Raw genomic sequence first — 12,386 nt, 5'->3', positions numbered from 1 at the left:
AAGGCGTACACTACCGCCCCTGCCCCCTTGACACTAAATCCGGCCCGGTTCGGTGTTCCCCACGGCAGCCGCCGCCCGTCTCACAGGTACCCGCCACAGCAGCGCGAAACCCAGGGCGAAGAACACCACCAGGGACAGGATCGCCACCCGGTACTCGCCCGTGAGCTGGTACGCCAGGCCGAACAGCAGCGGTCCCAGCCAGCTCGTGCCCCGGTCGCTCACCTCGTACAGCGAGAAGAATTCCGCCTCCTTGCCCGCCGGGACGAGCTGGGCGAACAGGGACCGCGACAGCGCCTGGCTGCCGCCCAGGACCAGGCCGATCGCCGCCGCCAGCGCGTAGAACCACAGCGGTTCCCCGGCGGGCAGCGCGAAACCGGCCGCCACCGTGACCGTCCACGCCACCAGGGACCACAGGATCACGCGCCGCGCGCCGTACGACCGTGCCAGCCGCCCCATCAGCAGCGCCCCCGCCACCGCGAGCACCTGCACCAGCAGCACCGCGCCGATCAGCGTCGTCTGGTTCAGCCCCAGCTCCTCCGAGCCGAAGACGGACGCCTGGGTGATCACGGTCTGGATGCCGTCGTTGTAGAGCAGGTACGCCAGCAGGAAGAGCATCGTGAGGGGATACCGCCGCAGTTCGCGCAGCGTCCCCGCCAACTGCCGCCACCCGTCGCCGAACGACACACGTCCGTACCCGCCGCCGACGCCGTCCCCCTGCCGCGCGTACGGGCGCTCCCGCAGCCGCAGCAGCGGGACGAGCGCGAAGACCGCCCACCACACCCCGGCCGAGGACAGGCAGATCCGCACCGCCATGGACTCGCTGACGCCGAACGACTCGTGGCCCAGGAACAGCGCCAGGTTCGCCACGAGGACGAGTGCCCCGGACGCGTAGCCGAACGCCCAGCCGCGCGAGGAGACGTCGTCGCGCTCGGCGGGCCCGGCGATCTGCGGCAGGAACGCGTTGTAGACGACCATCGAGACGGCGAGCGCCACGTTCGCCACGACCAGCAGCACGCCGCCCAGCAGATAGCGCTCGCCGTCCAGGAAGAACATCGCGGACGTCGCGCCCGCGCCCACGTAGGCGGAGACGGCCAGCACCGGTTTCTTGCGCCCTGTGCGGTCCGCCAGCGCGCCCGCGAGCGGCATCACCACCACGGACAGCAGCACGGAGGCGGAGACCGCGTAGGCGAAGAACGAGCCCGCGCGCACGGGGAGCCCGAGCGGGTGGACGTAGCCGTCGGCGTCCGCGGCCGCCTTGGCGACCTCCGTGAGGTACGGGCCCAGGAAGACCGTGAGGACGCTCGTGGAGAAGACCGAGACCGCCCAGTCGTAGAAGTACCAGCCCCGCTGCTCCCGGCGCCGCGCGAGCGCGTCCTCGTCCGGAGTTCCGTCCGGAGCCCCGTCGTCCGGTCCCGTGGCCCGCGCCGACACCGTGCTCAACTCCGGCCCCGCCCCTCGTCGTACGGTCGTGATCTTCGGGGGAGACTACAGGCCGTGCCGCACTGCCCCGGCGGGCCGAAAACCGGATGCCCGGCCCTCCGGCCGCTGGCATCCTGTCCCGCGCGCCATCCCTCCTCCCATTTCTCCCACCCCTCGCGAACGGAGCCGCTCCGCCATGCCCGCAGACCCACCCGCCGGGGAGTTCACCGAGCACCGGATCACCCTCGACGGGCACCCCTTCGTCTACCTCGACAGCGGAGGGGAGGGGCCGCCGCTCCTCGCGCTGCACGGGCACTTCGGACGCGGACGGATCTTCGCGCCGCTCGCCCGCGCCCTCGGGGCCCGGTACCGGGTGATCGCCCCCGACCTGCGCGCCCACGGGCGCTCGGGCCACGGCGGCACGCTCGTCCCCGGTACGTACGTGGACGACGCCGCCGCCCTGCTGGAGGCCCTGGGCCTGGCGCCCGCCGCCGTCCTCGGCCACTCGATGGGCGGCGCCGTGGCCTATCTGCTCGCCGCCCGCCGCCCCGAACTGGTCTCCGCGCTGCTCGTCGCCGATGGGACCGTCCTCAACCGGCGCCCCGAGACCGAACCCGTGCTCGACGTGTCGGAGTGGCCGCGCCGGGCCCCGAGCCGCGAGGCCCTGGGCGCCGCCGTCGAGGCGCGGGGCATCCCGGACGCGGGCTACTTCCTGCAGAGCGCCGCCGCGTTCGACGACGGCTGGGGCTTCCTCTTCGACACCGGGGAGATGATGGCCTCGCAGCGCGCCTTCGTGGGCGACTTCTCCGCCGACTGGCGCGCCTCACGGCAGCCCGCGCTGCTGCTCCACGGCGAGCACAGCTTCCTGCTCAGTGCGGAGACGGCCCGCAGGATGGCCGCGGAGCGCGCGGACACCGAGCTGGTGGACATGCCGGGCTGCGGCCACTGGCTCTACGAGGACGACCCGGACGGCTTCGCCACGGCGGTCGGCGCCTTCCTCGACCGGGCTCAGGAAGGCTCCGGCCAGTAGCCCCGCCCGGCCAGCACCTCCCGGAGCATCTCCAGGTCGTCCGTCATGATCCCGTCGACGCCGAGGTCGAGCAGGGCCTCGGCGCGCTCGCGCTCGTTCACCGTCCACACGTGGACCTGCATGCCCCGGGCGTGCGCGGCGCGGACGAACGCGCGGTCCACCACGCGCACCGCGCCGTGCCGCTCGGGCACCTGTACGCAGCGCGCGCTGGCCCGTACGCGCGCGGGCAGCCCGTACGCGCGCAGCCGCAGGCCCAGCACCCCGCTCGTGCCCAGCGAGGTCAGCAGCCGGGACCCGGCGTGCGCCTGGGCGCGGGCGACCCGCGCCTCGTCGAACGAGCCGACGCACACCCGTTCCCATGCGCCGGTCTCCGCCAGCAGCCGCAGCAGCGGGGCGAGCGCGGCCTCCGACTTCACATCCACGTTCCACCGCACCCCGGGCAGGGCCCGCAGCAGCTCCTCGAAGAGCGGCACCGGCTCGCCGCCCGCCACCTGGGCCCGGCGGACCTCCGACCACGGCAGCCGGGCTATCGGTCCGACGGCGTCCGTCACCCGGTCCAGCGTCGCGTCGTGGAAGGCCACCAGCCGCCCGTCGGCCGTGGCGTGCACATCGGTCTCCATGTAGCGGTAGCCGAGCGCCGCGGCCCGGGTGAACGCCGAGAGCGTGTTCTCCGCGCCGCTCGCGGCCCCGCCCCGGTGGGCGAAGGCCAGCGGCCCCTCGTGCGCCAGGTAGGGGTGCGGGGGGAACCGGGGGAGGCGTCGTCGTACGTTCGTCACCACCGCAGTATCGCGCGGCGCTTCTTCTTCCCGCCCTCGGCCACCACCCGCGTCGGGCCGCCGTCCCCGGGCAGCGCGAACACCCGCAGGAAGAACTGCGACAGCGGGCCGATCGCCAGCGCGTACACCACGGTCCCGATCCCGGCCGAGCCGCCGAGCAGCATCCCGACCGCCAGCACCGCCAGCTCGATGCCCGTGCGCACCAGCCGGATCGAACGCCCTGTCACCTCGTGCAGGCCCGTCATCAGGCCGTCGCGGGGGCCGGGGCCGAAGCGGGCCGAGATGTAGAGACCCGTCGCCATCCCGTTCAGCACCACGCCGGAGACGAGCAGCGGGATGCGCACCGCCAGCAGCTCCTGGCCGGGCAGCAGCCACAGGGTGGCGTCCATCGAGAGCCCCACCAGGAAGACGTTCGAGACCGTGCCGAGCCCCGGGCGCTGCCGCATCGGCCACCACAGCAGCAGCACGGCGGCGCCCGCGATGATCGCGATCGTGCCGATCGACAGCCCCGTGTGCTTCGACAGCCCCTGGTGGAACACGTCCCAGGGATCGAGCCCCAGCGCCCCGCGCACCATGAGCGCCGCGCTCGCGCCGTAGAGCACCAGGCCGACGTACAGCATCACCAGGCGCCGCGCGAGATGCCTGCCGGATCCCCTCACCGCGGACAAAGACCTACCCCCTTCTCGTGCCACTGGACTCACTCATGGCACTCTGAGGCAGGAGAGCAGGCCACTTCCATGGCCAATCCCGGAAAGGTGGACCGGAAACCATGGCGCACTGGAACTCCGCAGTGGGAGCGCCGCAGCTCGCGCGGCTCCTCGACTCCCAGCACACGGGCTCTGCCGCGCGAGGCGCTGCCGCGTCCGCCGTCCTCGGCGGGTCCGGCGTTCCCGGTGCCCGTCGCGTGCCCGCCTACCGCTCCCTCGCCGACGGCCTCCGCCTCCTCGTCCTGGAGGGGCGCATCCCCGTCGCCACGCGCCTCCCCGCCGAGCGCGAGCTGGCCGCCGCGCTCTCCGTGAGCCGTACGACCGTGGCGGCGGCCTTCGAGGCTCTGCGCACCGACGGCTTCCTGGAGTCCCGGCGCGGCTCCGGGAGCTGGACCGCCGTCCCCGCCGGGAACCCGCTGCCGACGCGCGGCCTCGAACCGCTGCCGCCGGACAACGAGAGCTCGATGATCGACCTCGGCTGCGCGGCGCTGCCCGCGCCCGAGCCGCATCTCACCCAGGCCTTCCAGGAGGCCCTGGCCCAACTTCCGCCCTACGCTCACACCCACGGTGACTACCCCGCGGGGCTCCCCGTACTCCGCGAGGCCCTCGCCGACCGCTACACCGCGCGCGGCATCCCGACCATGCCGCAGCAGATCATGGTCACCACCGGGGCCATGGGCGCCGTCGCGGCCCTCGCCCGGCTCCTGACCCCGCGCCGCGAACGCATCGCCGTCGAGCACCCCTCGTACGCCAACGTCCTCCAGCTCCTGCGCGAGACCGGCACCCGTCTCGTCCCCGTCCCCATGGCCGAAGGGCACGCGGGCTGGGACCTCACGGCCTGGCGGGAGACGCTGCGGGAGGCGGCGCCGCGCATGGCGTACGTCGTCGCCGACTTCCACAACCCCACCGGCGCCCTCGCCGACACCGAACAGCGCCGCGCCCTCGTCTCCGCCGCGCGCTCGGCGGGCACCGTGCTGGTCGCCGACGAGACCATGGCCGACCTCCCGCTCGACGAGGACCTCGACGTGCCCGCGCCGATGGCCTCCTTCGACCCCGGCGGCTCGACCGTCATCACCGTCGGCTCGGTCAGCAAGTCCATCTGGGCCGGGCTCCGCATCGGCTGGGTACGCGCCGCGCCCGACGTCATCCGCAGCCTCACCGCCGCCCGCGCCTACGCCGACCTGGGCAGTCCCGTTCTGGAACAGCTCGCCGTCACCGCGCTGATGACGGGCGAGGGCTGGGAGCGGGCGGTCACCGAGCGGCGTGCCCGTGCCCGGGAGAACCGGGACGCGCTGATCGCCGCGCTCCGACGGCACGTGCCCGACTGGGAGTTCGCCGTTCCGCGGGGCGGGCTCACGCTCTGGGTCCGTACCGGTGGGCTCTCCGGCTCGCGCATCGCCGAGGCGGGGGAGCGGCTCGGGGTCCGCGTGCCCTCGGGGCCGCGCTTCGGGGTGGACGGCGCGTTCGAGGGGTACGTGCGACTGCCGTTCACGATCGCTGACCCCGTCGCGCGGGAGGCCGCGTCCCGCCTTGCCGCTGCGGCCGATCTTGTCCGTTCCGGAGCGCCGACCGAGTTCGACGCGCCCCGCAGTTACGTGGCCTGATCCCGGCATCTCCGGCTCCGCGTCTCTCCGGGGCCGGGTTCGGGGTGCCCCGTCCTGTGCTTCGCGGGGTGCGGGTGCGCTGTGGTTCCTCGCGCAGTTCCCCGCGCCCCTGTGCGGCCCCTTGGCGGGGCCCGGAATCGGGTTGCCGGGCAGGGGCTGCCCCGTCCTGTGCTTCGCGGGGCGCGCGATTCCTGTGGCTGGGCGCGCAGTTCCCCGCGCCCCTTCGGGGCGCTTCTGCGGGGGCGCTCCCTTGGGGGTTACGAGGTCGGGACCGGGGTCTCCGTTCCTGGGTCTTCGAGGCCTGTGCGGGACGGGAGGAGGGCGTGGACCGCTTGGCGTTCGGGTTCGCCGGCGGACTCGTCGTAGGGGTCGGGGGTTGCCGGGACCTGGAGGCGGAGGACCGGGCCCGCGCCCAGGCGGGCGAAGCCGCGGCCCGGTGGGGCGTCGGCGGCGGGGCCGGACTGGGGGGCCTCGCCCAGGACCGCGCGGGCCTGGTCGCGGGTCACGGGGCCGAGCACCACGCGGGCCCGGGTGTACGCGCGGACCGCCTGGCCCAGCTCCTCCGCGCCCTCGAACTGTTCGGCCACCACGACGCTCACCCCCGCGGCGCGCCCGTGCCGCAGCGGCACCTGCAGCAGCTCCTGCGGGTCCCGTTTGCCCTCGGCCCGCGCCAGGTGGGTGAGGACGGCGGGGCGGTCGACCAGGAGCCAGAGCGGGCGCCGTACGTCCTCGGGTACCTGTTCGCCCGCCTGCCGGGCGCGGCTCGCGGCGAGCAGGCGGCGCTCCGTCTCGCGTACGACCCACTCGAACGAGGCCAGCGCGCCCGCGAGCGAGGACTCGACGCCGAGCACCCCCTGCCGGGCCGCGAGGCAGGCGAACTCGCCGCCCCCGTCGCCGTCCACGACCAGCACCTCGCCGCGGCGCAGCGCCTGGAGCGCCACCGAGCGCAGCAGCGTGCTCGTGCCCGAGCCCGGGACGCCCATGGCCAGCAGGTGGGACTCGGTGGAGCGCGCGCCCGTACGCCAGACCACCGGCGGCACGTCCACGGCCCGGTCCATCCCCGCGACGGTCACCGGCACCGTGCGCCGCACCGCGCCGCCGTCGGTGAACCCGAGCACCGTCTCGCCGGGGGCCGTCACGAACCGCTGGGCGTGGATCCCGGTGAGCAGCGGGGCCAGGACCGTCATCTCCAGCCGGTTGCGCTCCTCGTCCCACGCGAACCGGTACTCACGCCCTCGGCCCGACTTCGCCGCGAGCAGCTGTTCGACGCGCAGCCGCTCCTCGGGCTCCCCGTCACGGAAGTGCGCCGGGTAGCGCAGCCGCAGCGCGCAGAGCCGCCCCTCGGGGGAGAACTCGTGCTCCTCGAACGCGCGCCCCCATTCCCCGTCGTGCGCGTACATCGGCTCCGCGTGCGGGTCGTCCGGCATCGCGAAGTACGGGACCAGTGCCTCGTACAGCGCCTGGAGCCGGGCCGTCTCCTCCTCGCCCGGGCCCTCGTCCTCCTCCACGACCTCGCCCGCGCGCTCCCGCCCGTACCAGGCGGCGGCCGCGACGAGCGAGACGACCGCGATCACCGGCCCGTACGGCATCAGCCACAGCACCAGTCCGCACGCCGCGACCAGGAACAGCGCGGGACCACGCCGCTCCTTCGGGGTGCGCTTCCAGCGCGTCTTGGCGAGCGTCACCAGCCGCCCGGCCCCGCGCACCAGCACGAGGACCGGGTACAGCACGTCCAGCATGCCGTCGGCGCCCGTGCGGACGAACTGCCGTCCGCCCCCTCGCCACGGCAGCGCCCATCGGCTCACGCGCGTCTCCTCCCGTGCCTCCCGTGGTGCCCGTACCTACAGCTTGATCCCGCTGAGCAGACTCGCGAGGCTCTCGCCCCCCGCCTTGATCCCGGGCGCGATGGCGGTCCCGGCCAGGTAGAAGCCGAGGAGTGCGCAGACGAGGGCGTGGGACAGCTTGAGCCCGTCCTTGCGGAAGAAGAGGAAGACGATCACGCCTAGCAGCACGACGCCCGAGATGGAGAGGATCACCAGCACTCCTGATGTAGGGGACTGTCACCATGAGTGCCACCAGCTTCACAGAAAGTGCGAAAAGTGCGTAACTGGCGAATGGGTGATTTCGACCATTCCGGGCCCCGTGCCGGACCCGTCGGCAGGCGTCGTGGTCACGGCCCCCACAGCTCGGTTCCGTGCGCCGCGACGACGGCCGCGATCCGGTCCGCCGCCTCGGCCGCGGGCAGCGGCGCGAGGCGCCGTCCGTCGCGCAACCGCAGGGCCACCAGGCCCTCCGCGGCCTCCCGGGGACCGATCACCGCCTGGTACGGGACGAGCCGCGCCTCCCGCACGCGCGCCCCCAGGGACCCCCGCTCCGGACCGGCCGGTTCCGCCCGCAGCCCGAGGGCGACGCAGTGCCGTGCGAAGTCCTCCGCGTTCGCCCGTTCGGCCTCCGCCACCGGGAGGACGGCGAGCTGAACGGGCGCGAGCCACGCCGGGAACGCGCCCCCGTGCTCCTCCACCAGCAGCGCCACGGCACGCTCGACGCTGCCGATGACGCTGCGGTGCACCATGACGGGCCGGTGCTTCGCGCCGTCCGCGCCGATGTAGGAGAGGCCGAACCGCTCGGGCTGGTGGAAGTCGACCTGCACGGTCGAGAGGGTGGACTCGCGCCCGGCCCCGTCCGCGAACTGGACGTCGATCTTCGGCCCGTAGAACGCGGCCTCGCCCTCGGCCTCCTCGTACGCGAGCCCCGCCTCGTCCAGGACCTGCCGCAGCAGCGCGGTGGACCGGCGCCACAGCTCCGGCGCCGCGACGTACTTCCCGTCGGGGCCGGGGAGGGAGAGCCGGTAGCGGGCCGGGCGGATGCCGAGCGCCCCGTACGCCCGCCGGATCAGCTCCAGAGCCCCGCGCGCCTCATCCGCGACCTGGTCCGGCGCGCAGAACACATGTGCGTCGTTGAGCTGCATCGCCCGTACGCGGGTGAGCCCGCCCAGCACGCCGGAGAGCTCCGAGCGGAACTGGCCGCCCAGCTCGGCCATCCGCAGCGGCAGCTCGCGGTAACTGCGCGCCCGGGAGCGGTAGATCAGCGCGTGGTGCGGGCACATGCTGGGCCGCAGCACGACCTGCTCGGCGCCCAGGTCCATCGCGGGGTACATGTCCTCGCTGTAGTGCGACCAGTGCCCCGAGCGTTCGTACAGCTCGCGCTTGCCCAGCACGGGCGAGTACACGTGCCGGTAGCCCGCGCGGCGCTCGGCCTCGCGGACGTACTCCTCCAGCGCGTGCCGCACCGCCGCGCCGTCGGGCAGCCAGTACGGCAGGCCCGCGCCCATCAGCGGGTCGGTGTCGAACAGGTCCAGCTCGCGGCCGAGCCTGCGGTGGTCGTGAACGGGGTTCGGGCTCTCGTGCATGGCGGGTCACCTCATGGATGTCGGACACCCGGCGGCGAGCGGCCCACGACCCCACGACGAAGCCCCGGGGCGCTCGCCCCGGGGCTTCGGATCAGTACAACGATCAGCGCGCCGGGACACTCTCCGGCGTCGTCGTCTGAGCGGCACGCTGTTCCATGGCGGGACCGTAACAGGGCGAACGGCGCCGCACGAAAGGGTTTTTCCCCGGGGACATCTACGGGGATACGCGCGCCGCCGCGGGGCAGGGGAGCCGCGGTGACTGATCGCTCACGGCGGGGGTACGGGATGGGGCTGGGAGCCGAGTACCGGCGGATCTGGACGGGGAACGCGGCGTCGAACCTCGCCGACGGCGTCACGTTCGTCGCGCTGCCGCTGCTCGCGGCGGACCTGACCGACGCGCCCGCCGCCGTCGCGGGGCTGCCGCTCGCCTACACCGTGCCGCGCATCCTCGCCGTCCTCGGCGCGGGGGTGCTGATCGACCGGGCCGACCGGCGGGTCCTGCTCCACCTCTCCAACTTCTGCCGCGCGGCCGTCTTCGGCGTCCTGACCGCGCTCGTCGCGACCGAGCAGGCCACGCTCGTCGCGCTCTACGCCGTCTCCGTGGTGATGGGCGTGGCCGAGACGCTCTCCGACAACACCGTCTTCGCCGTACTGCCGCGCGCCGTACCGGAGGACGGCCTCGACAAGGCCAACGCGCGGCTCACCGGCGCCCAGTTGGTCATCGACGAGTTCCTCGGCCCGCCGCTCGGCGGGCTCCTCTTCGCGGCGGCGGCCTTCGCGCCGCCGGGCCTCGTCACGCTCGCGTTCCTGGCCGCCGGGGTCAGCTACTTCCTCCTCAAGGGCGACTACGGCCGCGACCGCGACGCCCCCGGGCCGGGCACGGAATCCGGGTCCCGTACCGGCGTCGCCGGGGTGCTCGGCGACATCCGCGAGGGCGCCGCCTGGACGTGGCGCCACGCGCTCGTGCGCACCACCGTCGTGATCGGTGCGCTGGCCAGCGTCGGCTACATGATCCCGTTCTCGTACCTCGTGCTGTACGCCCACGACGTCCTCGGGCTCGGCCCCACCGGCTACGGCGTCCTGCTGTCCGCCTCGGCGCTCGGCGGGCTGGCCGGTGCCTGGGGCGCGGCACGGCTGCGCGCCCGCGTCGGCTACGGCTGGGCGATCGTGGCCGCGCTGGCCCTGGGCTCCGTCTCGTTCGCCGTCATCGCGCTCACGACGCACCTCGCCGTCGTGGCCGTCGCCCTCGCCGCGTACATCGGGCACGCGGCACTGTGGAACGTCCTCGCGGCCTCCGTACGGCAGAAGGCCACGCCCGACGCGCTGCGGGGCCGCGTCATCGCGACGACACGGCTGCTCTCCTTCTGCGGGCTGGCGCTCGGCTCGCTGCTCGGCGGGTGGCTCGCGGGCGCGCTGGGGCTGCGGGCCCCGTTTCTCGTGGCCGGAGGGCTCTTCGCGGTCGCGGTCGTGGTGGCGCTGGCCGGGTTGCGCCACTTCAGGGCGTGGGAGGAGGAGACGGCCCGCGCCCCCGGCGTCAACAGGGCGTCAGAGACGGGCGGCCGGGCGTGAGGGACGCGTACGGGACCGTCCGCCCTCGCCGCCGTACCGCCCGCACGGCTCCACGCTGGCGATGACCGCCGACCGTCGTGGAGGGAGTGGAGCGGTGACCGCGGAGAATCTCGTCGGACTGCTGATCGCCGGTGCGCTCATCGGCTACCTGCTGCTGGCCCGCCGCCACCCGGACCGCTTCTAGCGGGCGCGGGCGCGGGCCCGTGCGCTCCGCGTGTGCCGCGTGACCGGCTCGGGCGGCCCCGGCGAGGGCGGCTCGGGCGAGGGCGGAGCCGGAGGCACCGGATCGGGCCTCGGGTCCGGCCCCGGCGGCGCGGGCGGCACCGGGTCGGGAGCGGGATCCGGGCCGGGTCCGGGCCTCGGTCCGGGAGCGGGCCCCGGATCGGGTCCGCCGGGTCCGCCGAGTGCGTGCTCGGCGGACCGGCGTGTGCGTGGGGTGCTCGGGGGCATTTTCCGGCGCCTCCCTGCGCGGGGTGACGTTCCTGTCCAGTGTCGGACGGCCCGTGTTCCCCGGCAACGCCGCTCGGAACCTCGGAGCCCCGTCGCACCCCTCCCTCAGAACTCGTCGACCGTGTGCGGGAGCAGGTCGGTGTGCAGGGCCGTCTCCAGTGCCGCCGCAGCGCCCGGGGTGTGCTCCGTGGCCACGCCCGCGGCGACGAGGGCCGTGGGGCGGGTGCCGCCGAGGTAGCAGGAGGCCAGGTCGCGCACGTCGAGGGTGAGGTCGGCGGGGTCCTCCGTGGGGGCGTAGGCGCAGCCTTCGGGGGACGCGGTCAGCCGGTGGCGGCCCGCGTTGGCCGGGAGCGTGTCGTCGCGTACGTCCAGTACGAGGTCCACCGGGGCCGCCCAGGCGCGGGCCTCCAGCGCGGCCCGTACGTCCAGGAGCCGTACCCACAGCGCGGGGAACTCGCTCGTGACCCGCACCTGGTCGCGGTCGCCCGCGAAGAGCAGCAGCGGGTCGTCCACCGGTCGGCCCCAGGCACGCACGGTGCCCGTCAGGTCGATCGCGGCGAGGTACTGCCACAGCGCCGCCGCGGCCCGGGGCGAGTCGGCCTCCAGGTCGTCCAGCCGGATGAGGGCGGGGCCGTCGCCCTCGGACTTGGTGCGGTAGATCGCGTATCCGGCGACGGGGTCGCCGAGGGTGACGACGCGGGGCTGCGACATGTCGCTGTCGTCCTCGTCCGTCTCGGGCAGCCAGGCGTCCCGCCACCAGAACTCGGAGCGGGCGATCCGGCCCGCGCGGGCGGCACGCGTACGCGCGTAGTACGGGCCGAGCACGTCCGGGGCCTTGGCCGGGTCGACCAGGCGCAGCGGGCGCTCGTCCGGTTCGATGCGCAGGGCGAGCGGGCGGCGGGAGTCGATCTCGACCGTGGCACCGTGCGTGGCGGGGCCGAAGCCGAAGCGGCCGTAGATCGTCGTCTCGGAGGCCCACAGCGCGGCGACCGGCGCGCCCTGCCCGGCGGCGCGACGGTACAGCTCGCCGATGAGCCCCGACAGCACGCCGCGGCGGCGGTGCGTGGGCGCGACGGAGACGAACGTGAGGCCGGGGCATGTCAGTTCGCCACCGGGCACGGACAGCTCGAAGGGGAGGGCGGCGAGGAGTCCGACCAGCTCGTCCCCCTCGTAGGCGCCGAGGCGCAGCGAGCGGCGCAGCACGTCCTGATGGTGCTTGCGGATGTCGTCCTCGTCCGGGGACTCGTGGAAGACGAGATACGCGTGCGCGAGGGCGCGCTCGATCTCGGTCTCGGGGATCTCGCGGAACTGGACGGCTGTGCGGGAGTTCATACCCGGACACTAGTTGTCCTCGTATCGCACGAGCATCCGGATTTCGGCGGAGACGTCGTTCATCCGTTCGTGTCGGCTCCGGGAGAGGTG

11 protein-coding genes are annotated in these 12,386 nt (G+C 74.5%); 4 read left to right on the top strand and 7 right to left on the bottom strand.

Features of this window, described 5'->3' with window-relative positions:
- Positions 1-33: 33 nt before the first annotated feature.
- Positions 34-1,431, bottom strand: a complete 1,398-nt coding sequence (locus tag ACGF3A_RS22155; protein WP_393732632.1) for an MFS transporter — start codon at positions 1,429-1,431, stop codon at positions 34-36.
- A gap of 184 nt (positions 1,432-1,615) precedes the next feature.
- Here ACGF3A_RS22155 and ACGF3A_RS22150 point away from each other — a divergent pair, with 184 nt between their 5' ends.
- Positions 1,616-2,449 (top strand): alpha/beta fold hydrolase, encoded by an 834-nt coding sequence (locus tag ACGF3A_RS22150; RefSeq protein WP_393731981.1) that lies wholly within the window; start codon positions 1,616-1,618, stop codon positions 2,447-2,449.
- On the opposite strand, the gene ACGF3A_RS22145 is transcribed toward ACGF3A_RS22150, so the two are convergent.
- On the bottom strand, positions 2,428-3,225 hold the full coding sequence (locus ACGF3A_RS22145) for a glycerophosphodiester phosphodiesterase (protein WP_393731980.1): 798 nt from the start codon (positions 3,223-3,225) through the stop codon (positions 2,428-2,430). The two genes, ACGF3A_RS22150 and ACGF3A_RS22145, sit on opposite strands and share 22 nt — an antisense overlap.
- Positions 3,222-3,845, bottom strand: coding sequence for a YitT family protein (locus ACGF3A_RS22140; RefSeq protein ID WP_393732631.1), 624 nt, complete (start codon positions 3,843-3,845; stop codon positions 3,222-3,224). The genes ACGF3A_RS22145 and ACGF3A_RS22140 overlap by 4 nt, the downstream gene beginning before the upstream one ends.
- Positions 3,846-3,994: 149 nt before the next feature.
- On the opposite strand from ACGF3A_RS22140, the gene ACGF3A_RS22135 reads away from it, so the two are divergent.
- Positions 3,995-5,536: a PLP-dependent aminotransferase family protein gene (locus ACGF3A_RS22135; RefSeq protein WP_393731979.1), complete on the top strand. Its 1,542-nt coding sequence runs from the start codon at positions 3,995-3,997 to the stop codon at positions 5,534-5,536.
- A gap of 257 nt (positions 5,537-5,793) precedes the next feature.
- Here the strand turns inward: ACGF3A_RS22135 and ACGF3A_RS22130 are convergent, their stop codons facing one another.
- The 3 genes from ACGF3A_RS22130 to thrS form a co-directional block, all read right to left on the bottom strand.
- Positions 5,794-7,341: a hypothetical protein gene (locus tag ACGF3A_RS22130; protein WP_393731978.1), complete on the bottom strand. Its 1,548-nt coding sequence runs from the start codon at positions 7,339-7,341 to the stop codon at positions 5,794-5,796.
- A 36-nt stretch (positions 7,342-7,377) separates the two neighbouring features.
- Positions 7,378-7,572, bottom strand: a complete 195-nt coding sequence (locus ACGF3A_RS22125; protein WP_344533997.1) for a hypothetical protein — start codon at positions 7,570-7,572, stop codon at positions 7,378-7,380.
- 134 nt (positions 7,573-7,706) lie between these two features.
- On the bottom strand, positions 7,707-8,945 hold the full coding sequence (gene thrS, locus ACGF3A_RS22120; protein WP_393731977.1) for a threonine--tRNA ligase: 1,239 nt from the start codon (positions 8,943-8,945) through the stop codon (positions 7,707-7,709).
- Positions 8,946-9,200: 255 nt separating this feature from the next.
- On the opposite strand from thrS, the gene ACGF3A_RS22115 reads away from it, so the two are divergent.
- Both ACGF3A_RS22115 and ACGF3A_RS22110 read left to right on the top strand, forming a co-directional pair.
- Positions 9,201-10,514: an MFS transporter gene (locus ACGF3A_RS22115; protein ID WP_393731976.1), complete on the top strand. Its 1,314-nt coding sequence runs from the start codon at positions 9,201-9,203 to the stop codon at positions 10,512-10,514.
- Positions 10,515-10,608: 94 nt separating this feature from the next.
- Positions 10,609-10,698 (top strand): K(+)-transporting ATPase subunit F, encoded by a 90-nt coding sequence (locus ACGF3A_RS22110; protein ID WP_393731975.1) that lies wholly within the window; start codon positions 10,609-10,611, stop codon positions 10,696-10,698.
- A 371-nt stretch (positions 10,699-11,069) separates the two neighbouring features.
- Here the strand turns inward: ACGF3A_RS22110 and ACGF3A_RS22105 are convergent, their stop codons facing one another.
- Complete coding sequence (locus ACGF3A_RS22105) at positions 11,070-12,296, bottom strand: GNAT family N-acetyltransferase (protein WP_393731974.1); 1,227 nt, start codon at positions 12,294-12,296, stop codon at positions 11,070-11,072.
- Between the last annotated feature and the right edge of the window lie 90 nt (positions 12,297-12,386).

This window comes from Streptomyces sp. NPDC048172 (assembly GCF_043202595.1).
In the GTDB taxonomy this organism is placed as follows: Bacteria; Actinomycetota; Actinomycetes; order Streptomycetales; family Streptomycetaceae; genus Streptomyces.
Note: the sequence above shows the minus strand (reverse complement) of the source record. Positions and strands in the feature narration are given on the sequence as shown.